Consider the following 25496-nt stretch of genomic DNA (forward strand, 5'->3'; position numbering starts at 1 on the left):
AAAAATGTATTTTACCATACAATTGAAATTAAAAACACAATAAGGAGTTGGAATTATTTTATATACAGAAAAAGATTTGAGCATATCAAAAAGAGATATATCAAAAATACTAGCAAAAGAATTTTATGATGACACACTATACACTTACATACTGCCAAATGACAAAACAAGATTAAAAGCACTGGAAGAATTTTTTTATTGCTACACAAATATGTACCCAACAGGAACCATAGTATCACCATCAAAAGATGCCCAGGCCATAGGATACATCTTCTACAATAAACACAATATAAAAAAATCAACCCAACTATATAACTTAATAAAATACTCAACAAAGCTTATATCAATGACGAAGCACATATCAATGAAGGAATTTATAAGATTTGGGAAAGCCATATACAACAATTCATCAGCATGGATAGATGAATTTGTAAAAGGTGAATTTATACATATAGACCTAATAGTTGTGGATGAAAAACATAGAAATAAAGGACTAGCTAAAAAAATAATAAAAAGTGTTTTTGAAGAGGCAGACAAGGAAAATATAGTGGTCACATTGGAAACACAAAATCCTCAGAATGTTCATATATACAAACATTTTGGTTTTGAAGTAGTAAAGAAGCAACAATATGAAAAGTTAACACAATATTGCATGATAAGAAAGCCTAATGATAAAGAGTAAACCCAACACCAAATATTAAATTAAATAATAGGGTAGTATTAAGAAAGCTAATATGTAAAAGAGTAAAAGAAAAAAAGATGGCAAGGCCATCTTTTAATAACATAATTCATACTTGGGGAAAGTAGAATACTATGTAAGTTTTAATTCTTATGATAAAACAAAGCTACCTTTTTTCTAAGGGTTAAAAAACAAAAAAGTCAGAAGGTGGAAGCCTTCTGACTTTTTTATATTTTCATAATATAATTATCATTTATAATTAAATGGTAAGACACTTCCATGTAATTGTAAAGTGTTTTACCAAAAATAATTTTATTTATTTGAAATACTAAGACCCAGCTTATAAGCTCTATCTAATAACTTTTTATTTGACTTGGTAGAGTTTTTATCAAATGCTTTTGTAGCTATTAATGTTTTATAGTGTTCAAGTCCCATTCCTTTTAGATGTTTTGAAGTGTATCTAAAATATTTCTTAAATAAGAATGGAAAAGGAGCTGCTTGAGTATAAACCATTATTAACTTCTTTTTCCCAAACCTAGGTATATGCTTGCCTTTGTCTATTGTAGTCAGTGGATATAACCTATCTAGCATAAGTTTAGTTTGGGCTGATACTTGGCATATATACACGGGGGATCCTATTATTACATAATCAGCATCTTTTATTTCACTGTAAATTGTTTGCATATCATCTTTAACTGCACAATCATGTACATTTCTACAGTATAGACATCCTTGACATCCCTTTATATTCATATCATTTAGATAAAATTTTTTTATGTTTGAGTTTGAAGAGTTAGCTCCATCTAAAATTTTTTCAATTATTGTATCCACATTACCATTTTTTCTAGGACTTCCTACAAATGCTACTATTTTACTCATATAATATCCTCCATACTTAATCTATCTCTTCCAAATTTTTATAAACTCGTTTTAAATAATCTTCAAATTGTTGTATTTCTTCATTAGTAAAATCTTTATAATATGTTTTCTCCATTTTAGATACTGCTTCTTTATAAATATTAATCTCTGGAATTGCTTTATTTGTTAAAGAGATTAAAGTTATCCTTTTATCAGTTGTGCTAGTTTGCTTTGATATGTATCCATTTAAATATAGTCTGTCTAACATACCTGTTAATGTTGATTTACTTAGGGATAGTTCAGTACATAAATCATTAATAGCCATTTCATTATTTTTATATAAAGTAAATAATATTTTACCTTGAGCATGATTTATGTTTGGCTTTGTAGTAGATTTCATTATCTTTGTAAATAATCTACCAGACAAAAAATTTATTTTACTTATTAATAATCCACCTATTTTATTGTTCATAATATTTACTCCTATAATTAGTATAAAAATATAGTACTATATAGTACTAAAAAACACAATGCTATATTATGAATAAGAATACATCTTTATTGTAATAATAATATCGTACATACATAGTACAAATATATTTAAGAGGTGATATATATGCAAATGAATGCAAAAGAACAATTACAAAGTGCTTGCACTCAATTATCAACTGCTCAAAATGCTTTAAATCAAGCTATGAGTACAGTTGAAAAACCAAACAATAAACAAGAAATAGAAAAGGCTTTAAGCGCAGTTAACAATGCTGTTTCTGTAGCAAATAGTGCTTGTCAAAATTATACAGAATAATGAAATAATTACTAATGATAATCCATAGTCCTAAGGTCTATGGATTATTTTTTGAGCAACGGATATATCTGAAGCGAAGCAAAGATATATCGTTGGCGACATGAGGGAAGCGAATTTTTATGATATAATTCAATCATATACTTACAAAAATCAGGGGGAAATTAATCCAACAAACAAACGAACTAATAATAAATTCAAAACATAACAACTTGCTAAACGAATTGAAAAAAAGCTTGAAAGAATGTAAATCATTTTATTTCTCTGTAGCATTTATAAACTACAGTGGTTTGCAACTTTTATTAGATACATTAAAAGAAGTAGAAGATAAAGGGGTAAAAGGAAAAGTAATAACTACAACTTATTTGAACTTTACAGAACCAAAAGCATTGGAAAGAATGCAAGAATTCGAAAATATAGATATGAAAATATTTATAGCAGACAACAAAGTAGGCTTTCATACAAAGGTATATATTTTTGAAAATGAAGATGATTACAAAATAATCATAGGATCATCGAACCTTACTCAAAGCGCACTAAAAAGTAATGTGGAGTGGAATGTTAAAGTTCTTTCCAAAGAGGGAGCTCCATTTATTGAACATGTACTGAAAGAGTACAACAATCTATGGGATATGAGTTCTGAGCTAAATGATGAAGTACTACAAAGATATATGTTGTTTTTAAATGAAATCAAAAGGACAGAAGTAAGAAGACAAATGGTTTTTGAAAATTTAAAACCTATAAGTCCTAATAAAATGCAAAAAAGAGCCATGGAAAATCTAGAAAGACTTAGAGCCCATGGAGAAAAGAAGGCTTTGGTTATTGCAGCTACGGGAACGGGAAAAACTTATATGTCAGCTTTTGATGTAATGCAATATAAGCCTAGGACTATGTTATTTATAGTTCATAGAGAAGAAATTCTGAAGAAAGCTAAAGAGACTTTTGAAAAATTACTAAAAGGTAGAAATATAAAAACTGGTCTGTTTACAGGTAATGCAAAGGATAGAGATGCCAATTATTTATTTGCTACTATACAGACTATGAACAGATATTATGAGGACTTTCATAAGAATTATTTTGATTATATTATAATTGATGAGGCTCATCATGGTGCCAGCGATTCTTATTTAAATGTGCTAGGTCATTTTGAACCAAAATTTACTTTAGGAATGACTGCAACACCAGAAAGGTGCGACAGCCTTAGTGTCTTTGAATTATTTGACAACAATGTGGCCCTAGAAGTTAGGCTACATGAGGCTTTGGATGAAGACTTGGTTATACCATTCCATTACTTCGGTGTTACTGATATAGAAGGGGTGGACTTGGAAGATGTTAATTTAGACGATAAATCACAGTTGGCACAGCGTCTAATGATAAATAGAAGAGTTGATTTTATTATAGAAAAAATGAATTTCTACGGTCATGACGGAAACTTTAGAAAGCTACTAGGTTTTTGTGTAAATATAGAACATGCTAAATATATGGCTGAGGAATTTAATAAAAGAGGAATTAGCAGTGTGGCTCTAAGTGGTGAGGATACTGTTGCTAAAAGAGATGAATATATAAAAAGATTAGAAAGTAATAAAGATGATTTACAAGCTATTTTTACAGTAGATATTTTCAATGAAGGTGTGGATATACCTTCTGTAAATACTGTTTTAATGTTAAGACCTACTAATTCACCTATTATTTTTATTCAACAATTAGGTAGAGGACTTAGAAAAAGCGGCAGCAAAGAGTTTTTAACTGTTCTTGATTTTATAGGAAATCATAACAAAACTTTTTTAATTGCCATAGCATTAAATGGAGCTAGATATTATGACAAGGACAGTCTAAAGGTGGCTGTAGCTACTGATTTTGCTGATGTGCCAGGATGTACTCATATTCAAATAGATCAAATATCAAAAGATAGAATTTTGGAGCAAATTGATAAAGAAAACTTTAGGGATTTGAAATATTTAAGAGAAGAATATAATCAGTTTAAGATTTTATGTGGTGGAAAAATTCCATATATGTTACTTGATTATGTAAAATATGATGGCGCGCCAGATCCTGTTAAGTTTATTGATAAAGAAGGAACTTATTTAGGATTTGTGGCAAAAACAGAAAAAGATGATGAGCTAAAAGAATTATTATTAAATGATGATTTTGAAAAAATATTAAAAGAGCTTAACACAAGTTTACCTTTAAAAAGAATAAATGAATTTGTAATATTAAAATATTTGTTAAATCATGATAGTATTTCTCTGGAAATAGCTAAAAATGAGATTTTAAAATATATAAATTATATGGATGAAGATAGTGTAAGACATGCTTTTGAATGTTTAGATCATCAGTACTGGGACTCTGTAATGATTAGGCAAAAAGTGAAGTTGATAGAGTATAAAGAAGATACTCTGTATAGAACTGATAGATTTGAAGCTATAATAAACAAGAAAGAATACAGAAAATATATAGAAGATGCCATCAATTATGGTATTTTTAGATATGAAAAAGAATTCCAAGAAGAGTACTATGGTGTGCCATTTTTAAAACTATATGAGCAGTATAAAATGCCAGGAGTAGCTTTATTATCTAACCACAGAAAAAAACATTCCTCATTTAGAGGAGTTGGACTTTTATCAAGTGGAAAGGAGTATTTCTTATTTATAGACCTTCACAAAGAAGAAGGAATAGAAGAGAGAATCAACTATAAGGACAAGTTTTTAAGTGAAAACTACTTCCAATGGCAAAGTCCAAATTCAACTAAACAAAACTCAGACAGAGGAAAGAATATAATTTTCAACAAAGATAGAAATGTTAATTTGCATTTATTTGTGAGAAAATACAAAGAAATAGATAAAAAGGCTCAACCTTATATTTATATTGGAAAAGGTGATACCGTAGAGTATGAAGGAGAAAAGCCTATTACTGTAAAACTAAAACTTCAAAATGAAGTTCCTACAAAGATTTATAGAGAGTTTGTTGAAAAGATTTAAGCATAAAAAAATAGAGGCAGTTTGTCCTCTATTTTTTAATAAGATTTTCCACAATAGGCACATCAGCGGGAGCCCATACTAAGGAATTTAGATTTTCTTTTTTCAGATAAACTAGCTTAGAATGTTCTCTAGCAACAGGAGTACCTTTTACTAATTTACACTTAATTCCTATAAGATTTACTATAACTTTTTCATATTCATGAGTATTCTCGTCAAACTCATCAACAGCTTTTACTGTACAGTTTAACTCTTCCTTTATTTCTCGCTCTATTGCTTCGAATAAAGATTCTCCTTGCTCAACTTTTCCACCAGGAAACTCCCATTGGTTGGGAAGAGTCATCTCTGGAGATCTAAGAGCACATAATATTTCATTATTTTCGTTTTCTATTATGGCAGCAACTACTTTAATTGTCTTTTTCAAAATATCACCTCATACAATAAGATACCATAAATAATACAAATTTAAAGTGTTTTTCTAGTTAATTGTTTTGGAAATCATGGGAAAACTAATTGTGAGAAATGATTAATATACTGAACGAAAAAAAAAGATGGCAAGGCCATCTTTTAATAACATAATTCATACTTGGGGAAAGTAGAATACTATGTATATTATGATTCTTATGATAAACAAAGCTACCTTTTTCTAAGGGTTAAAAAGAAAAAGTCAGAAGGTATAAGCCTTCTGACTTTTTTATATTTTCATAATATAATTATCATTTATAATTAAATAGTAATATATCTTACTATATTTGTAAAGTGTTTTTCCAAAATAAGTTAAATTATTTTAAAGCATTTACTTTATTATTTTTAACTCAATTTACCCTTAATATTTATGAAACATAATAAAACATGATAAAACCAACTAGAACATGACAATGAATAGTAGTATATGCTAAACTTGTCTTAAGTAAACCATTTATCTAAGGGGGAGAAATACAAATGAAAAGAAAGCTATCTTTACTACTAACAACAGCAGTAATACTATCAGCATTATTTACAGGATGTACTTCAACACAAAACAAAGAAGAAGATAAAGACACAACAAAGAAAGAAGAAACTTTAGCATTAAAGGGGAAAGGTTTATCAGTTTATTGTGGGGCAGGAATGACAAAACCATTTGAGAAAATAGCAGAGGAGTTCAAAAAAGAAACAGGTTGTGACATAAAGGTAACTTATGCTAATGCAGCTCAAATACAAACACAAATAAATACATCTGAGGAAGGAGACCTATTTATAGCAGGTTCTTCAGAAGAATTAAAACCAGTAAAGGATCAAGTAAAAGAAAGTGTTGATCTTGTAAAACATATACCAGTACTTGCAGTTAAAAGTGGAAATCCTAATGAAATTACAGGTCTTAATGACTTAACAAAAGATGGTGTAGAAGTTGTTTTAGGTGATTATGAAGCTACACCAATAGGAAAAATAGCTAAAAAAGCACTAGGAGATGCAAAAATATTTAAAAAGGTAAATGTAGTTGCAAATACTTCTACAGCACCAGAACTTACAAATGCTCTTACAAGTGGGGAATGTGATGCAACTATAGTTTGGAAAGAAAATGTAAAAGGTAAAGATATAGAAATAGTAAACACAAAGGATTTGGATAAATATATAAAAACAGTACCAGCAGCTTCTTTAAAATGCAGTGAAAATAAAGAATCATTAACTGCTTTTATTAAATTCTTAAATGATGATAAAGCAAAGGATATATGGAAAAGCTTTGGATATGAAGTATTAAATTAGAAAACTTATATGAAAAATAAAGGAAATAATTTATTTAATATTATCTCATATACAATCACCGTTTTTGTGGTAGTATTTATGTCTTCAATAGTACTCACCATTGTAATAAAAGGAATTCCATATATAAAAGAAGCATTTGTTTCAAAAGAAATACAATTCTCACTAAAACTTAGTTTAATAACAACAACCATATCAACTATCATCTGTATGTTCTTATCTATACCAACATCATATACTTTGACGAGAGAAAACAATAAACTAAATAAATATATGAGAATAATTATAGAGCTGCCTTTGTGCCTTCCATATTTGGTATTGGGCTTTAGTTTGCTAATTATTTTTTCATCACCCTTTGGAAAAGCTTTGAAACATGCTGGAATAAAAGTTATATATAGCCAGTTAGGCATAATTATAGCCCAAGTTGTGGTAAATTTACCTTATGCTATTCGGATTTTGAGAACAGCTTTTTTGGAGGTGGACAGTAGGTTGGAGTTTATAGCAGGTACTTTGGGAGCGTGCAAGTTTACTAGGTTTTTAACTATTACACTTCCTCTTGCAAAAAACTCCATAATAGGAGCGTTGATTTTGACTTGGTCTAGGGGACTTGGTGAATTTGGGGCTACACTCATGTTGGTAGGAGTTACAAGGATGAAAACAGAAACACTTCCTGGAAGTATATATTTAAATGTGGCAACGGGAGACAATGGAGTGGCCATGGCTTCTGCATTAATACTTCTTTTAATTTCATCAATTTCATTATTTGCTTCCAATTATTTTACAAACAAAGATTTGCAAAGAGATAGAATGAAGGATGTGGTAGGAAGGTGAAAAGTTTTATAGATATAGAGCAGTTTTCTGTAAGCGTAGGTTCATTCTCTTTAAAAAATATAAATTTACAAATTTACGAAAATGAGATCTTTGCTATATTGGGAAAGACTGGTTCAGGCAAAACTGTACTTTTGGAATCTATAGCAGGTTTTTACAAAAGTGAAGAAGGAAGTATAAAAATTTATGATAAAAAAATAAATGAAATACCTTTAGAAAATAGAAAAATAGGATTTGTTTATCAAGATTATGGTTTATTTCCTCATATGACTGTTTTTAATAATATATCCTATGGTCTTAAAATACAGAAAATTAATAAGAAAATCATAAAATCCACAGTGGAAGAAATTTGCAAGATTTTATCCATAGAAAAAATATTAAATCAATATCCAGGAACTTTAAGTGGAGGAGAAAAGCAAAGAACAGCTTTAGCAAGATCTGTAGTTTTAAAACCTAAAATTCTATTAATGGACGAGCCTTTTTCAGCTTTGGACCCTACAACAAAATTAAGTATGTACGATGAAATAAAAAAGATACATAAAATATTTGGATGCACCATAATTTTTGTAACTCATGATTTTAATGAAGCTCAAATAATGGCAGATAGAATAGGTATTTTAAAAAGTGGTGAACTAAAATCAGTGAGAAAAAGTAAAGAATTATTTGATGAATATAAAGATGAAGATATTAATGAATTTTTGGGAATAAGAAGGGGGAAATATTATGACAAAAGAGGAGTTATTTCAAACATTACATAAGTATTTTGAAGATTTAATAAAAGAAAATAATCTAGATGATAGTGATATAGTAATTAATTCTAAAACGCTGACTCCACAAGAGGCAATAGGTATTGTAAAAAGAAAAGACTTTCCAATTATAGTGGGAAAAGACGTAATGGTTCAAGCTGAATTTCAAGGTGCAATTGGACAAGCATTTACAGATTCACCATCAGCCTTTAGAGGAAACCTAAAAGAAATACTTCAGCTGGATTTATTAAATGATTCCCATGGAAGGGGACTTTTCTTAGCAAGTTTAAATGCAGTTATGTGCAAATTAAATATGGCTACAAATACTATTCACTGTAAAAATAATGATACAGAAATTTGTGCAAAGAAGTTCGCTGATTATGTGAGAGAAAACTTTGAAAATAAAAAAATAGCACTAATAGGATATCAACCAGCCATATTAGAACATTTAGCAAAAGAAAATAATATACGTGTATTAGACTTAAATCCAGATATGGTAGGAAAAAGGAAATATGGGGTGCTTGTAGAAGATGGTGCGAAAGATTACGAAGATGTGGTGATTAACTGGAGTGATGTGGTACTTTGCACAGGTAGTACTTTATGCAATGGATCTTTAGTCAATTTTATGGATATAGAAAAAGAAGTTGTGTTCTTTGGAACAACTATTGCAGGTGCGGCAAATATATTTGATTTAAAAAGAGCATGCTTTTGCTCACAATAAAAGACTAACTGAAAATATGTTAATTATTATTACTGAAAAACAGCTATTAAATAGCTGTTTTTTTTATTTGGAAGTAAAAATTTTAATCCTGATTCATTATAAAAAATGAGTGATATAGTAACTTAACAAAATAAGAACTTCTATTTATATTTTTTCATAATAGAGATATTATAATATTGTGGTAAAATATTTATAAAACTTATTGAAAACAGCAAATTAAGGGGGCAAAATAAATTGGAAAAACTAGATATTATAGATAAAGTAAATTACAAAAAAATGATGGAACACAGAAATAGCTTAACTGGTTTTGCAAAAGATATAGGAATAAAAATAACAGCAATCTCAAAAGGTTATGCTAAGGGAGAAATTGATATAAATGAAAGTCACTTAAATCCTGGAAATTCTGTTCATGGAGGATGTATTTTTACTTTGGCAGATACGGTGGGAGGAACTGCAGCATGGTCTAGAGGTAACTACGTGGTAACTACTTCTAGTAATATTACTTATCTAAATCCTGCCATAGAATCAAAAAAGCTAACAGCTATTGCCAAGGAAATCAAATTTGGTAAGAAGGTTCTAGTTTATGAGGTGGATATATGGGATGATAGTGAGAGACTAATTGCCAAGGTTACTAATTCTTATTACAATATAGAAAAAAAAGTAGATTTATAGAACAAATAAGTATTAATTATGAATGGAAAGAGTGTATTAAAAAATAATACACTCTTTTATTATTCCAAAAAGTGACAATAATATAAAAAAATCAGACACAAATATAGATAATTACTTATAAATTCTGTATAATTAACTTAATTATTGTTAGGGAAAAGGAATATATTATGGAGGAATAGTGAATGGAAGATTTTAGGAGTAAATATACGGATATTCAGCTTGTAGAAAAAGACGAATTGGCTGAAGTATATGTGGCCATAAATAATGAAACACAGCAAAAAGTACGTCTAAAAGTTCTAAGAAAAGAAAGCAATCATAAAAGATTCATAAAAGATATAACAGAAAAAATAAATATGTTAAAAGATTTAAAACATGAAAATCTAATAGGAATAAATGGCATATTTAGTTTTGTAGAAAGAAATTATATTTATTACTATATAGAAACGGAGTATTTCAAAGGTAGAAGCTTATGGAATAAGATAGTATTTAGCAAACTGACTTATAGACAAAGTCTAAATATAATTAATCAAATAGCAGAAGGATTAAAGGAGTTTCATCATAAATCATTAAGTCATGAAAATCTAGACACAGAAAACATTTTCATAGATTCCCAAGGTGTTGTAAAAGTTGATGTGTTATCATATTTAGAGCAAAAATACGATGAGTCAGGAAATCTTATTGATGAAGAGGACTTTGAGGCTGGAAAAGAAGAAGATATTTATTCTATAGGTATTATTTTATACACGTTAATAACTAGGGATCTTGATTTTACTTCAAGAAAATTAAAGAAAAAAATTAAAGATGAAGAAATATTTAGTATTATATATAGTGCAATTACTGATAAAGCAGACTATATGTATGAAAACTTAAATGAATTTATATTAGATGTAAGTTCTTATCTAGAAAGCCTACCAATGGATGTTGAAGAAACATTAGACGAAATTGATTCAGATGTAGAGCAAGAAAATGTAGAAGAAGAGAGTGTACAAGAAGAAAGTGTACAAGAGTATGATTCTAAATTAAAGAAAAGACGACTAATTAAGAAAGTATGTGCTTGTGCAGCTGTGTTTCTACTTTTAGTAATAGGTGTAAAAGGCATAGAGTTACTTAACAAGAACAAAAAAGAAAGTGCTAAAACTAAACCAACTACAGAGGTAGTAAAAGAAGAGCCAGTAAAAGAGGAACCTGTAGAACCAGAAGAAAATACAGAAGTTGAAGCAGCTGATGTAGCAACTGATGCAGCAGATATTCAATCAAATGATGAAGATAAATACCAAAATGATTATTATTCAGACGAAAATACTAATAATAGTAACAATGTAAATAACAATTACAACAATAATCATAATAATAGCAGTAGCAATAACAACAATAATCATAATAATAACAATACTGGAAACAATACTGGTGGTAATGGCAGTGGTAATGGTAATAATACAGTAGTACCGAAACCTGAGGAAAATAATGGAGAATCTTCTAATCCAGAAGAAGATAAGCCAAATACTGGAGGAGAAGAAAAACCAAAACCTGACCCTAACCCAGAAGAAGGTAGCGGTGGGGAGAATAGTGGTAATGAATCAGACTTAGAAATAAATAGTGGAGTAGAATAAATTGATAAAATATTTACTGGAAATATTAAATAGAAAAAGTAAGGAGGAATTAAAGTGAGTTGTATATTTTGTGAAATAAAAGATTATGTACTGGAAAATGACCTTGCTTATGCTATTTTCGATAAATTTCCAGCAACACCAGGTCATATGTTAGTAATACCAAAGCGCCATGTTGCAAACTTCTTTGATATAACAAAGGAAGAAAGAGAAGCTATCTTTGACTTAGTAGATAAAGGCAAAGAATTGCTAGATGAAAAATATAGTCCCAATGGATATAATGTGGGAGTCAATGTAAATGAAGCTGGTGGACAAACAGTCTTTCATGTTCATATACATTTAATGCCTAGATTCACTGGAGATGTGATAGACCCAACAGGTGGAGTAAGAGGAGCTATACCCAAATACATGAAATATAGTAAATAATAAAAGATTGTATAAAATAAAAAGGATTACTTCAATAAGGAAGTAATCCTTTTTATATTTCGAAAAATATAAATATGGCAATATAAAAAAATTTATAATAAAGTATATATATTACAAAACTTTTTAAATTATATAAAACGTCTAATATATGAGAGGTGAACAAATGAAATGAAATTACTAAGCTTAGTAGAAAGAAAAAAAGAAAAACAAGTAAGGAAATATATAGTTGATAATAAAGAATCTTTGTATAGATTTGCTCACACCTATGTAAAAAATGAAGATGATGCACTGGATATAGTGCATGATGCTGTCTGCAAATCATTGGTTAATATAAACACTCTCAAAAACATAGATAGCATCAAACCTTGGATTTATCAAATAGTATCAAATTGTGCAATAGATTATATTAGAAAAAATAAAAAATATGTGGCAATAAGTGATGAAATACAAGAGGAAAAGGCAATAGGGTATGATACATATGAAGATATAGACTTACAAGAAGCTTTGGAAAGATTACCTGAAAAGTACAGGATTGTCATCGTGCTAAGATATTTTGAAGACATGAAAATAGGAGATATAGCCCAGATACTAAATGAAAATGAAAACACCATAAAAACAAGACTTTATAAAGGGTTATCAAAATTGAAAATAGATCTCGTTGAAGAGAAGGAGTGAAAGTTTTGAAAAAAGATAAAAAGATAGAAAATTTAAAGAAAAACTATAACAATATAGAAATACCAGACAAACTGAATGATGTAGTAAATGATGCATTAAATACCAATAAAAATACAAATAAAAGAAACAAGATTGCTAGGTGGTCTACTGTGGCTGCATCAATATGTGTAATAATTGGTGCTGTTAATTTAAGTCCAGCATTTGCAAATACTCTAGAGAATATACCTGTAATAGGAAATGTAATAAAAATTATAAATTTCAAGAATTATAAGATGAATCAAAATGGGTATGATGTATCTATTGATGTACCTAAAATAGAAGGATTGAAAGATAAGGAATTAGAATATAAGCTAAACAAAGAATTTGAAGCTGAAGGCAAAAAACTATATGATGAGTATTTAAATGAAGTAAAAGATTTAGAGGAGCTAGGGGTAGAAGGCAGAAAATATGGAGAATCTTGGTACGAAGTAATAAATGAAAATGATGATGTTTTATCATTAGTAATCTATAATTACTACGCACAAGGTTCATCTAACACAACTAGAAAGTTTTATAATATAGATAAGAAAAATCAAACAGTTTTAACATTGGAAGGTATGTTTAAAGGAAGTGACTATGTAAATGCTATAAGCAAAAATATTATAAGTCAAATGAGAGAAAGAACTAAAAAGAATCCAGAAGATGTATATTGGATTGATGGAGAAATAGAAGACTTTACCAAAATAAAGAAAGATCAAGGATTTTATATAAATGATAAAAATGAAATAGTTATATGTTTTGATAAATACGAAGTTGCTCCAGGATCATCTGGTTTAGTGGAATTTACTATACCTAAAGATGTTACTAAGAAACTTATGAAATAGATTTGTATGAAAATTACAAAAGTCAAAAACCTAAAAGGGCAGAAATGCCCTTTTTTACATGAACACATTTATTAAGAAAACTTAATAAATTGTGGATAACTCCTACACCTGGCATTATAAAAAGTTTTAGAAAAAAATAAACTTTTTTATATCAGATTTGTAATAAAAAACCTATTGAATAGTGATACCTAAGGGGTATATACTTAGTATGTCGACAAATTGTTACGTAAAAACACTAAAAGCGATAAAATATAGCTTTGAATTAGTAGAGGTAGGAGTTGAGAGTTATGAGTAATAGAAGAATAAACAAGAAAAAGGCATTGGTTGTCCTAGTTGCAGGATTAACAGTATTTGGGGTATTAAATAGAACATTGGCATATGTGGATAATCAAAGACAAATCAAAGCAGAGCAAGCTAGAATAGCAGAAGAAAAAAGAAAAGAAGAAGAAGAAAAGAAAAAATATGTAGTTGGAGTTAGTCATGAAGGTGAAAAATACTCTTATGATGCAAAGAAAGTAGCAGAAAAATTAAGTAAGTATGATTATACTAACGACGGTAAAAAAATAGTATTTTTAACTTTTGATGATGGTACATCTAAAACTAACACACCAAAAGTATTAGAGACTTTAAAGAAAGAAGATGTAAAAGCAACATTCTTCTTAACTGGACAAAACATAGAAAATGGTGGACAAGTGGCCAAAGATCTTGTAAAGAGAGAATTTGATGAAGGTCATGCTATAGGAAACCATTCATATACTCATGATGTTAAAAAGTTATACCCAGGTAGAACTTTAGATATGAAAGCATTTAAAGAAGACTTTGATAAAAATGATAAGCTATTACAAGATATATTAGGTAAGTACTTCTCAACAAGAGTAATAAGATGCCCAGGAGGGTATATGTCTTGGAAGGGTATGGAACCTTTAGATAAGTATTTAGACGAAAATAATATGGTATCTATTGACTGGTCATCTTTAAATGCAGATGCTGAAGGAAAAAGAAAAAATGCTCAAGAGCTACTTGACTATGCTATTAAAACTTCAAAAGGAAAAGAAATGGTAGTTTTATTAATGCATGACACTTATGGAAAAGAAGAAACAGCTAAAGCTTTACCAGATATAATAAAATACTTTAAAGATAATGGATACGAATTCAAAACTTTATCATAAAAATGTATTTAAAGGATCCTGTAGATAGATTTAAACAAATCTACCTACAGGATTTTTTACATATTAGGAAATTATAACTTTGGAACAAGTACTACATTTATGAAAAAATAAATTATAAAATATTATAAAAAAAGAAAAGGGAAAGATTGTTATGAGGGGAAAAAGACATAAGAAAAAACCAGTGTTTTTAATTCTATTATCTATAGTGTTTTTAATAGGAATAGGTAAAATAGCTGGAAAAACAATAAAAGCATATAGCAAAGATTATGACCAAGTTGCTATGAATGAAAATATGGAAGAAATATCAAAAAAAATAAAACAGTCCAATGATCATGTTTTAAAACTAATACTAAAAAATAATAAAAACAATCCAAATACATATAAAATTTTAGAAAATGTAGACTTATATCCTAGAGAACTTTTAGAATTAGCATCTAAAAAAGAAGAAGCTTTAAATTTTGTGGCAGATTATACTGACTACAAGGGTTACAATGAAATGAAGGCATCTGTTAGAAAAGACTATAAAAAAGGTGAAATACCACTATTTATCCAATGGGATGAAAGATGGGGCTATGAGAAATATGGCTCAGATTTCATTGCTATTAATGGATGTGGACCAACATCTTTAGCAATGGTAGCTGTAGGACTTACTGGAAATACAAAAATAAATCCTAAAGTAGTAGCTGATTATAGTAAGGACAATGGATATCTAGTAGAAGGAGTAGGAACAAATTGGGATTTGATGACATATGGTGCTAGAAAATTTAAAATAGCAGGTAGAGAAATACCTTTAAGCAAAGAATCAATATTGGAAACTTTAAGAAAAGGACAACCAATAATAATTAGTATGGGACCGGGAGAATTTACAACATCAGGACATTATATTGTGTTAACAGGAGTAAATACCAACAACAAAATAATAGTAAATGACCCAGATAGTAAACTAAGAAGTAAAAAAACTTGGGATATAAATATATTCCTAAAAGAAGCTAAAGATTTATGGGCATTTAAAGCTTTACAATAAAATATAGATTAAAATTAATATGGCATACAATCACTTATTATAGTCTAAATCATAGAATATAATAGGTCGATTATGGCCGAAAAATGTAAAGGAAGTGATTAGGATGTCCCAGACACCTATAAACACTAATCCAGGTATTTTAATTGGTAATGATATAGAGTTTAATAATACTAATATATATATAACTCTTATTAATATGGATGATAATTCAAACAATCCATATGAGTTAAAAGAAGATGCTTATTTTACCCTAACTATTACAAAGGGCATAGAAACTTTTTTTACTGGGAATTTAATAGGTTATGAGTGTATTTTATATCTGGACAATGTAGAGATAAGTAGATTTAATCCAGCAGCAATTACTGACAAAATAGAAAAAACAATAACTTTTCCAAAGGGAACTGTTACTACAAATTCTACAAAAAGATTAACATGTGTTTTTACATTTGCTAAAGATGGGAATAGTTGGACTTTTCCTGAGCAAAAAGAAAGAATAGACAAAATGGATTTTTCAGGATATGGATTTATAAAGATGCAAGCCATAAACCCTATAAATTGTAATATAATCGGAGACTATTTTGCAAGTAATAATATAAAGATAGATAATTTTTATAAGTTTCAAATATATAGTAGATTGTACACATCTTGGCCTATGTTACTTAAAAAGAGTTATAGGAAAAGTGAATGTTTCAATGTATCATCAAATAATATTTCCATTGGGTTTCATGAAAATTTAGATTTGCTTAAATATTTAATAAGTAAGAATATACTTTGGGAATATACATCAACTAATTTTGCAGTTAAATATTATATTAGAGATAACAATGGATTTAAAATAACTTATAGGGAATATGTAGAGCATAAAGAAATAGGAAAAGATTATGAAGCTGTAAATATATCTAATGAACAGTACTGGATGCCAACAGGCTACTATGGAGGAGTAAGGACAGGTGGTTTGTATTATATAAATAATAATGTACCAATGTCAAACTTAGAAGATCTTAAATTTACACTTAAAGGAACAATAAACGAAAACCATGGAGTTATAGATATTAACCAAATAATGAATGATAATCCTGGAATGGATGTAAGTACTCAGTTAACTTATACACCAAGAGTGGATGTTGCTGATATATTTGACAAAGTAATAGTCGATAATGGAGCATATTTTTGCAATAATTCAGTGCCAATTATAGTTAAATTCAAGGAATTTTTGAATTTACAGTACGCAACTATTACTCTTACAGTAAATAATCAAAAACTATCATATACTTCTGACAATAATTATACATTAATGTTTTATTATCCAGTAAAAAATAATAGTTCAACTCAGCTTAAAATAGAAAAAATTGAATGTGATGGTCAATATATATATGGTAGTAAAGAAATAAATAAAATCATGCCATGTACCTTAGTTCCCATAAGAATGTATGATGCTATTCAAGATTTGCAAGTAGATCATCAAATTGATTTTGATAATTACAAAAACAAAGTAAATATAAAAGTAAATTTAATAAATGGAGATCTTAATTATAATGACTATTATAATAACGACATCTTATCTATAACTGACAAAACATCCAAGTCTGTATATGCAGCTATAATTGACAAAGAAAACAATGAAACTGTAGTAGATAATGTAAAATTAGTTTATGGCAAAGACTCTGAAAACAACTATTATTTATCTGGTAGCTGTGAAATGAAGGTAAACACAGGAATTTTAGATCATAAATATGGTGTTCAGCTATATGTGAGGGATAGATATAGTGAACACGGAACTAATGTAGAAAGTGATTATGCACCACTATATGGAAAAACATTTGATTTTTTAGTTAATCCAATAGAATTTGTAGAAGAAACAGATCTAACATTAATTATCCCTAACAATGGACCAGAAAATGAAAAATACTGGCCATCAGGAGAAGAAAATGTAATTTACGATACGAATAAAGAATTGGTAAAAGTAGATTACAAGTATGATGGAGATGCTACTTTTGCCAGTGCAGGAGATTTTGATTGGAGTATTGTCAGTGTGGATAACAAAGGTGATGCCACAATAGTAAATAATGAAATAGAATTTATTTCTGCAGGAAATATAAAAGTAAAACTTACGGCAACAAATGGCAAAGTTGAACCTGATAAAAATATAAGCGTATATTCTAATATAATAGAAATAATACACAAAGATGATCCAACTCTTATTATACCTACGTCTTTTTCAAAGGTGGAAATAATAGATGGCAGTGATGCAACAATAAGATATATTCAAAATTTAACAGAATCTTTTAAAGACAGAGATATTCAATTTAATTTGAATATATATGCAGGAAACTATACAATGGAAGCCCTGGAAAATGAACAACCATTGCACGAAATAGAATTTACAAGAAATTCAAATTCACCTGATAAAAATAAGTATATAATTCCATCCAATTTGCTTACTTTAGGACCTTCAAAAGAAAACATACCAAAATACACAATTCTTGTCAAATCAGTAAACCCTTATGATAAAACTGAAATATTATCAGATATTGCATATATAACAGTTATAGCTAAACAAATTAAATTTGATCTAAATTGTGGAGACAAAACAACTTATATTGATAATAGTGATGAACCAAGTAAGAAAACCATAATAAATATTACTTGGGAAATAGAAAATATAGATGAAGTAAATGGAGCAGAGGTACTGTTTAAGGTTGATAAAAATGGAGGAGTGTTATTAGATAGTATAAAAGAATTTGGGGACATGACAAAACAACCAAATAACAAATATACTGGAAGCTATAATTTGGAAATTACAAATGTAGATGAGCATACTCCAAAAGACATTTATACTATTTCTATAAAAGGTAAAAATCTTGGAAATAAAGAATACAGTTTTGATTCAAGAATAATTAATGTCTACTCAGCAAGCAGTATGAAAATACTTATAAATAATGAAGATAAAAAAACTTATGATATGAATAATTACGATTATATTAGTGACCTAGACTTACAAAAATTGAATTCAGATGATATTGAAAAACTTAGAAAAGAATTGAATTTAAAAGCAAATGCAAATATAAAATCATCAACTTTTAATGAATACGATGATTTACTAAGTTGGAGTACTTCTGATCAAAACAAATTAACTATTAATTATTTTAATGGGGTTAATTATCAAGATATAGATAAAACAATATACAAATATTTCACACCAAGTAAACAATTTTTACTTTCTGGATTACAAGACGGAAAAGTAATAGTTACTGCAACTCATGCTCAAACAAATAGATTAGATGAAGTAGAAATTAATATTTCAAGTCTAAAAGATAAATTTTATTTATTTAAATTTAATCCAAAGTGCAAAACAACTCTAAATTATACAGACAGTAAAAATAATAAAAGAAGTGTTACAAGTAATGATGAAGGAATGTTAGCTTTATACGAGCCAAATAGCATTAACTCAGATATATATGTTAAGAGTGAATATAGTAATGAGATTTATCTTGGAACCATATTAAAAATAAGTTTATTATCTGGAGAAAAAGACGTAACTATAAATGCACTGTATCCTATAAACTATTTTAATTTACGTAAAGTAGCAGTTATAGATATTAATATGAAAAAAGATGATGGTTCTCCTTATAATGAAAAAGTGAAAATTTATGGTGGAGTATACAAAAACGGTGGCTATTGCCAAAATGCACTTATTAACAATAAGGATGGAAAAGTAGGAATAGAAGTTCAAGTAGATAACAATGGTCATATAAGACTTAACTTAGACTCCACACAATTTTGGTCAAAAGATTTGGGAGAAGATGAGTATGTAGAATTGATACCATCAGACAAACTTAAATTTATATTAGAAATATATCCATCAAACTCAGCTTATTATCCAACAATTATATACCTAGATGGTAATGAAAGTCTTGATAATATAGCAAGATTTGGTGAAGGAATAGTTAATTTAAGAAAAATAAAAGACAATAAAACGAATAATCCATTCATTGTTAATCAAAGTATCTTATACCCAGATAGCAATATATCACGTCTGTTAACTGATGATATAACAAAGGTGGGACCAAGCGATAAACATTTACAAATAAATTTAAATACAGATGTGATGATGTGGGGAACAAATATTGATGAGGCAGCAACTTACAAACTTCTATGTAAAGATAAAAATAAAAACTCTCAAATTGTGCAAAGTAGCAATGTGATAAAATATCCATTCTCTAAGTTTATTTTAATAAGAAATACAGTGAACTTATCTGAAGACGCAATATGGATTGATAAGCTGAAAAAAACAACTATTCAATTTGATTTGTATGACAAAAATAATCTAATCACTAAATCCTTAATTAACCCAGTGCAATTAGTAAATATGTGTGGAATTGAAGCTGTTGAACAGTCTAGTGAAGTTACTTCACAACTTGATAAATTAAAAGAAACCACATCTATTAGTGGAACAAAAAAAGACATGGGAGATAAATTAATTCAAGTAGGACTAGATATAATTTCTGCTATAGGAATGCAAGGTCAATTTTTCAAAATGGCAATATCATCAACACAAGATCCTTCCATATATAGAGTATTTATATGGGCAGGAAATACAGATGCAGGATTAAATATACCAGACAATCTAAGTATTGTTGTCTTAGATGAACTAGAAGGCAGAGGTCTGGGAGTTGTACCTGAAATAGGCGACTTAGTATCCATGGCAAAAGGAACTTATATGAAGGAACAACAAGACACACTAAATAATAATCTTAATAGTACTAAAAAGACTAGCTCTCAAACTGATTTTTCTGTAGGTCTTGGAGGATATTTCTTAGGAGAAATTGACTTTGATTATGACATTACTAAATGGGATTTTTGTTTATTAAGTGGAGGGTTTACTGCTACAGCTAGTATGGAATACAAATGGACTTATAATACTCAAGTTGGACCTATACCAGTTACTGCCTATATTAAGTTTGGTGGAGGAATAGGAGCAAACTTTAATGTGGCAGTTAGACGTAGCCAGTTACCAGCATATCCGTGGGCAGGAAATTACCCATCAAAGAAAGCAAATGACTATTTAACTAGAATAAATGCAAATGTATATATTAGAGCTTTTGTAGGAATAGGTTTTGACTATTCTGTTATAGCTTTAAGAATAGGTATATTTGGTCAAGTTGATGTAAGTTTTGAAACAGCATTTTTATCTAGAAATTATTTAAATGACACTAGCCTTAGAGAGCTAAATGGTCAATATTTAGGATTGCTTGGAACAATAGGAATAGAATTTGCAGTAACAATTTTATTTATAAGTTATGAAAAAGTATTGGCATCCAAATCTTGGGGTAAGAACTTTGCTTTTAATGATTGGGATAAAATTGATGATTATTGGAATGAAAACTCAAATGTGTTAGCCAACAATGATTTTGAAAACAAAGACATAAGTTTAGAAGAAGTAAGCTCAAAACGCCTTATTGAAAGAAGAAGTTATCTTGAAAATTACGAAAGATTTTGGGCAAGTTCAAGTGACTTTGCTTTATTATCAAATAATAATATATCAATACTTCAACAAAATGCTTATCCAGGATCAAATCCTAGATTATCAAATGACGGTTCAATTTTAATATATTTAAGTGACAGAAATAGTACAAATGTTAGTGATACAAGACTTTGTTATAGTATTAGAAATGAAGAGGGAAAATTTGACCCTGGAATTGTAATACCACCGTCTACAAGTAATACACATGTTATATTTGATGGATTTGGAGATTCTAACCCTAAGATAGACGGTAATAAAGATTTTGCTGTAGCCACATGGATAAGACTGAGAGAACAAGTTAACCTTACTGAAGGTAGTGAACTATCAGACTATGATCAATTGGCTATGTTAAATAGCAGTGAAATAATGCTTAGTATTTATAAAAATAGTTTATGGCACTCTATTAGAGTAACAGAAGATACTACACCAGATTTGGCTCCAGTTGTAACAACTAATGGAGATTCCTTACTACTTGCTTGGCGTAATGTTTATTGTAATAATGATACAAATCCTTTAGATTTTACTACAAAGGACAATATAGATTTTGTTAGAATAAATAAAGATAATTTAGAAATAAACGAAACACATAACTTATACAATGGTTCAAATGGTACAGTAAAAGGTATGGATGTGGCAATGCTAAAAGATGGTACTTGTTTAGTAGCTTATGTACTTGATTTAAGCAACAACAATCTATCAAGTGAACATGAAATATTCTACTCAATTATAAGTCCAAATAATGAAATAATCAAAACAGTAAGACTTACAAATGATGAATATTTAAACGACAACCCAAAAGTATCTACAGTTACCATACCAGAAGGAAGAGTGGAAATAGAAAAATTTGTAATAGCTTATCATACTGTAAAAGAAAGCGAAGAAAATATATTAAATGATATAAAAGTATCATTTATTGATAGAGAAGGAAATATAGATGTTAATGCCATAGAAGCAATAAGTGAAAAAGCAGGAGAAGATAAGGTAGAGATTAGTGAAAACTTTGAATTTGTTAAAGTAAATAAGCAAGAAAATAATTTGGAAAACTTAGCATTAATGTGGATAGAAGCATATTTAAGCATAGATGAAGCAGGAAAACAAAATACAGATAAAGATGTTTTAAAAGTAGTAAAATTTATGGAGGATATAAATGAAAGAATAAGCATTTCAGCACCTATGGAAGTTGGAGTAATGGATGATAGAACATTAGTGGATGCTTTTGACTGCTATATGGATCCTTCCGATAACTTTAAAATAAATGGTATATTGTTGGGAAATAATTATTCTAAGATAAATTTACAAGATCCTTCAACTTACAAAGAAGTCATTACTGAACAGGGATTAGTTTATGTAAGCACCTTTGTATCAAATTTATATATGCTAAGTTCTAATCTAGAAAACTCAATAAATGTGGAAAATATTTACGTTGATTTTACTACAGTAAAAGTTAATATGCCTATTTTAGTTTTATTAACATTGGAAAATAAAGGTATGGACATTATTACTAAAATTACAATCGAGTTAAATGAAACATCCTATGATTTTGAAAACCTACTTCTAAATCCTAACGAAAAGATTGAACTATCACTTGTATATGAAATAGGAGAAGAAATAAGTAATATTCCAATAATAATAACTGGAAAAACTATAAATGATGAAACAATAATAGAATATGAAACATTGTATTTGGATTATCCTGATGTAGGAATATCAAAAACAGAAATTATAAGTGAAGAAAATGGTATAAGAAGCGTTAGAGTTACTTTATACAATGGATCTGATTGTAGTCTAGCTAAAGCAAATAGAAGTGTAGTTCTTGGAGTATATGAAGATAGTGAATTTACAAAACCTATGACTTATATTAAATTTAAAAATAATGATGAAAATACGCTGCTACAAAATCAATTAATTATAAACAATATGGAAGACTTAAAAGCAATAGATAATGGTTACTATACAACAGTGTTTGATTTTAATATTAAAGATTATTTAGGTCAAGATGTAGAAATACCTGATGGAAATTTACAAATTAATATAAAAGCTGAGATCAAAGAAACAATAGATAATAAAGAATATGTACTTCCTGAAATTAACTTAAATAACAATACTTCTTACTGTGTATTTGAAAGCTTATTAAATAAAAATGCACAAAGACTGAATATATCAATAGACCATAAAATATTAAATAATCATTCACAAGGAGATATTGGTGTAAAAAATAATTCATTGAAAAAACTAAATGGACGCTTATTAGCAAAATTGTTAGACGAAAATGAAAATGTTATTGAAAGTAGAGTAATTGATAGAGATGATCTAACTACTTTTAGCAGTACCAAATTATTATTAAATGAAGAAGAAGAGCTAAGAAAAAACATTGACTTTGATAAGGAAGGTAAGTCAATTGTTGTAGAATATAATGATGATGAGCCAGTAAAGCCAGATATAAATGAAACAACAGTAACTATAACTTATGATTTTGATGAAGTTCCTAGAAAAATAAAAGCAAACTTTCAAGTAGAAGGTGCAGGAATGGATAATGATGACCCAGTCATAGGTGATATTAGATGGAAACCATTTAGTTATAGCGTGATGAGAGAAAGTGGAAAAGGTGTATTTGAGTGTGAGGAATACAAAGAAGATATGTATTTCTGTTATCAATGTAATAATGTAACTACTGAATTTGCAGATGGTTATTCTGAGGATATCTATGTAAACAGAAATGGTAAATATATGATTTATGTTACTTTAGAAAAAGAAGAATACAGAGATAATAAGTGGATAAGCCTAGGAATAAAAAATACTCTAGAGTATAATTTTATAGTAGAGAATAGATAAAATAACAAATCAAAAGGTCATATCAAAAATGATATGACCTTTAAAATTAATTGCCAAACTCGGAAATAACAAATCCAGAGAATTTACATAAGCTAGAATTACTTGAAAAGGAAAAGCCTAATATAGTACCAACTAGAGGAGGAGGAGAATCCCAACCCCATACAATAGAATCTCCTATACGCTTGCCATTCCAATCAATAAAATCTATTTCTGGAATGTTGTTATTTGCATCACGCAAGAAATCTAAACTCAATGTATATCCCGATATAGGTGGTAAATTAATCTGTTGACCCAAAGCTGTTACAGATAAATTTCTGTTTTTAAATATAGATAAATTAGATATATGATTGTTATTAAGAACAATTTCTTGTAAATTGCTTAAATTAGCTATATCATCTGGGATATTATCTAAATCACAGCTATTTATAGTTAGTTTTGATAAATTAGTAAAATATTTGAAGTTATCTAAGTTTAAACTAAGATTAGCTATATCATTGTATTCTAAGGAATTAATAGAAGCTAATCCCTTATGAGAAAACATAGTATTAGAAACATCTTTTCCAAGTGCTTCATTTAACTGTTGTAATGTATATGAATCCCAAGTTATTTCAATTAAAGGTGCTAAATATATCTTTCCTTCTAAATCAGCTGTGTATAAATAATAATCCACATCCTCTTCAGACTCTATAGGATTTAATAATGTAGTTGCAGACTTTATATCAACTAAAAAATCGTACTTTGTAGGATTTGGTACTTGAGTTGAGCAATATTCAAAAGGTAGTATAGAAAAGCCGCCTTCAGTAAAATCATATACTTCTATTACTGGATTGGCGCTTTGAAAATCCACATCATTTAAAAGAGCTGCATTAAAATAAACTCCCGTGGAAACATACTTCTTATCCCAAAAGTAGTAACCAGTTATTTGAGGTAAATCAGCACCGCAAGGATTGTCAACTGGAACAAACTCCTTTTCTCTTGATACTCCTAAATAATAATCATCAAGATATATATTATTAAGATTAAGTCGTAGACTTTTTGCTTTAACAATAGATGAATCTAATTTATCTTTATACACTTTAAAAATAAGTTGAAAACTTACAGGTGGAGATTCGACGATTCCATTAGACAAAATATTTAACTTAATATTATCAACATCATTAGAAGAGACTTTTGGTTTTATAAAGAAATTTTTTATTTTGTTTAATAAATCTGACAAAGTAATGATAAAAACCTCCTTTGCATTTAAATTTGGATATAAAACCCTACAATATAATATGTATAAATATGTAAATTGACATGGTATTATGGAAAATAAATTTAATAATCAAAAACCATACTGTATACAATTGTGCTAC

General features: G+C 28.5%; 19 protein-coding genes. 15 read left to right on the forward strand and 4 right to left on the reverse strand.

From position 1 onward, the window contains the following. Positions 1-76: 76 nt before the first annotated feature. On the forward strand, positions 77-682 hold the full coding sequence (locus tag JW646_RS12390; protein ID WP_228415336.1) for a GNAT family N-acetyltransferase: 606 nt from the start codon (positions 77-79) through the stop codon (positions 680-682). A 309-nt stretch (positions 683-991) separates the two neighbouring features. On the opposite strand, the gene JW646_RS12395 is transcribed toward JW646_RS12390, so the two are convergent. Next, positions 992-1558: a flavodoxin family protein gene (locus JW646_RS12395; protein WP_228415337.1), complete on the reverse strand. Its 567-nt coding sequence runs from the start codon at positions 1556-1558 to the stop codon at positions 992-994. Between the two features lie 16 nt (positions 1559-1574). Further along, positions 1575-2009 (reverse strand): MarR family winged helix-turn-helix transcriptional regulator, encoded by a 435-nt coding sequence (locus JW646_RS12400; protein ID WP_228415338.1) that lies wholly within the window; start codon positions 2007-2009, stop codon positions 1575-1577. A 144-nt stretch (positions 2010-2153) separates the two neighbouring features. On the opposite strand from JW646_RS12400, the gene JW646_RS12405 reads away from it, so the two are divergent. Continuing rightward, positions 2154-2342, forward strand: coding sequence for an EscE/YscE/SsaE family type III secretion system needle protein co-chaperone (locus JW646_RS12405; RefSeq protein WP_148556009.1), 189 nt, complete (start codon positions 2154-2156; stop codon positions 2340-2342). Between the two features lie 221 nt (positions 2343-2563). After that, entirely contained in the window at positions 2564-5317 is a 2754-nt protein-coding gene (locus JW646_RS12410; RefSeq protein ID WP_331478018.1) for a DEAD/DEAH box helicase, read from the forward strand. 28 nt (positions 5318-5345) lie between these two features. Here JW646_RS12410 and JW646_RS12415 read toward each other — a convergent pair whose 3' ends face one another. After that, positions 5346-5738: a (deoxy)nucleoside triphosphate pyrophosphohydrolase gene (locus tag JW646_RS12415; RefSeq protein WP_228415339.1), complete on the reverse strand. Its 393-nt coding sequence runs from the start codon at positions 5736-5738 to the stop codon at positions 5346-5348. A 518-nt stretch (positions 5739-6256) separates the two neighbouring features. Here JW646_RS12415 and modA point away from each other — a divergent pair. The 12 genes from modA (at position 6257) to JW646_RS12475 (ending at position 24141) form a co-directional block, all read left to right on the forward strand. Continuing rightward, positions 6257-7057 carry a molybdate ABC transporter substrate-binding protein gene (gene modA, locus JW646_RS12420; RefSeq protein WP_228415340.1) on the forward strand — a complete coding sequence of 267 codons (801 nt, stop codon included), beginning with the start codon at positions 6257-6259 and terminating at the stop codon, positions 7055-7057. Positions 7058-7066: 9 nt separating this feature from the next. Next, positions 7067-7885 carry an ABC transporter permease gene (locus JW646_RS12425; protein WP_074914514.1) on the forward strand — a complete coding sequence of 273 codons (819 nt, stop codon included), beginning with the start codon at positions 7067-7069 and terminating at the stop codon, positions 7883-7885. Next, positions 7882-8640 (forward strand): ATP-binding cassette domain-containing protein, encoded by a 759-nt coding sequence (locus tag JW646_RS12430; protein WP_228415341.1) that lies wholly within the window; start codon positions 7882-7884, stop codon positions 8638-8640. The genes JW646_RS12425 and JW646_RS12430 overlap by 4 nt, the downstream gene beginning before the upstream one ends. Further along, a complete protein-coding gene (locus JW646_RS12435) occupies positions 8606-9349 on the forward strand; it encodes a Rossmann-like domain-containing protein (protein WP_228415342.1) in 744 nt (247 codons plus the stop codon). The genes JW646_RS12430 and JW646_RS12435 overlap by 35 nt, the downstream gene beginning before the upstream one ends. A gap of 234 nt (positions 9350-9583) precedes the next feature. Beyond that, positions 9584-10021 carry a PaaI family thioesterase gene (locus JW646_RS12440; RefSeq protein WP_228415343.1) on the forward strand — a complete coding sequence of 146 codons (438 nt, stop codon included), beginning with the start codon at positions 9584-9586 and terminating at the stop codon, positions 10019-10021. A 182-nt stretch (positions 10022-10203) separates the two neighbouring features. Beyond that, the gene (locus JW646_RS12445; protein WP_228415344.1) at positions 10204-11631 is read left to right on the forward strand and encodes a protein kinase domain-containing protein; all 1428 of its coding nucleotides are present in this window, start codon (positions 10204-10206) and stop codon (positions 11629-11631) included. Positions 11632-11685: 54 nt separating this feature from the next. Further along, positions 11686-12054 carry an HIT family protein gene (locus JW646_RS12450; protein ID WP_074914524.1) on the forward strand — a complete coding sequence of 123 codons (369 nt, stop codon included), beginning with the start codon at positions 11686-11688 and terminating at the stop codon, positions 12052-12054. 168 nt (positions 12055-12222) lie between these two features. After that, entirely contained in the window at positions 12223-12729 is a 507-nt protein-coding gene (locus JW646_RS12455; RefSeq protein ID WP_228415345.1) for an RNA polymerase sigma factor, read from the forward strand. Continuing rightward, positions 12726-13592: an anti-sigma-V factor rsiV gene (locus JW646_RS12460; protein WP_228415346.1), complete on the forward strand. Its 867-nt coding sequence runs from the start codon at positions 12726-12728 to the stop codon at positions 13590-13592. The genes JW646_RS12455 and JW646_RS12460 overlap by 4 nt, the downstream gene beginning before the upstream one ends. A 287-nt stretch (positions 13593-13879) precedes the next feature. Next, positions 13880-14761 (forward strand): polysaccharide deacetylase family protein, encoded by an 882-nt coding sequence (locus tag JW646_RS12465; RefSeq protein WP_148556036.1) that lies wholly within the window; start codon positions 13880-13882, stop codon positions 14759-14761. Positions 14762-14912: 151 nt separating this feature from the next. Then, positions 14913-15785 (forward strand): C39 family peptidase, encoded by an 873-nt coding sequence (locus JW646_RS12470; protein WP_228415347.1) that lies wholly within the window; start codon positions 14913-14915, stop codon positions 15783-15785. A gap of 103 nt (positions 15786-15888) precedes the next feature. Then, a complete protein-coding gene (locus JW646_RS12475) occupies positions 15889-24141 on the forward strand; it encodes a hypothetical protein (protein WP_228415348.1) in 8253 nt (2750 codons plus the stop codon). 46 nt (positions 24142-24187) lie between these two features. Here the strand turns inward: JW646_RS12475 and JW646_RS12480 are convergent, their stop codons facing one another. Next, on the reverse strand, positions 24188-25357 hold the full coding sequence (locus JW646_RS12480; protein WP_228415349.1) for a hypothetical protein: 1170 nt from the start codon (positions 25355-25357) through the stop codon (positions 24188-24190). Positions 25358-25496: the final 139 nt, after the last annotated feature.

The sequence above is a fragment of the Terrisporobacter hibernicus genome (assembly GCF_020809405.1).
In the GTDB taxonomy this organism is placed as follows: Bacteria; Bacillota; Clostridia; order Peptostreptococcales; family Peptostreptococcaceae; genus Terrisporobacter; species Terrisporobacter petrolearius.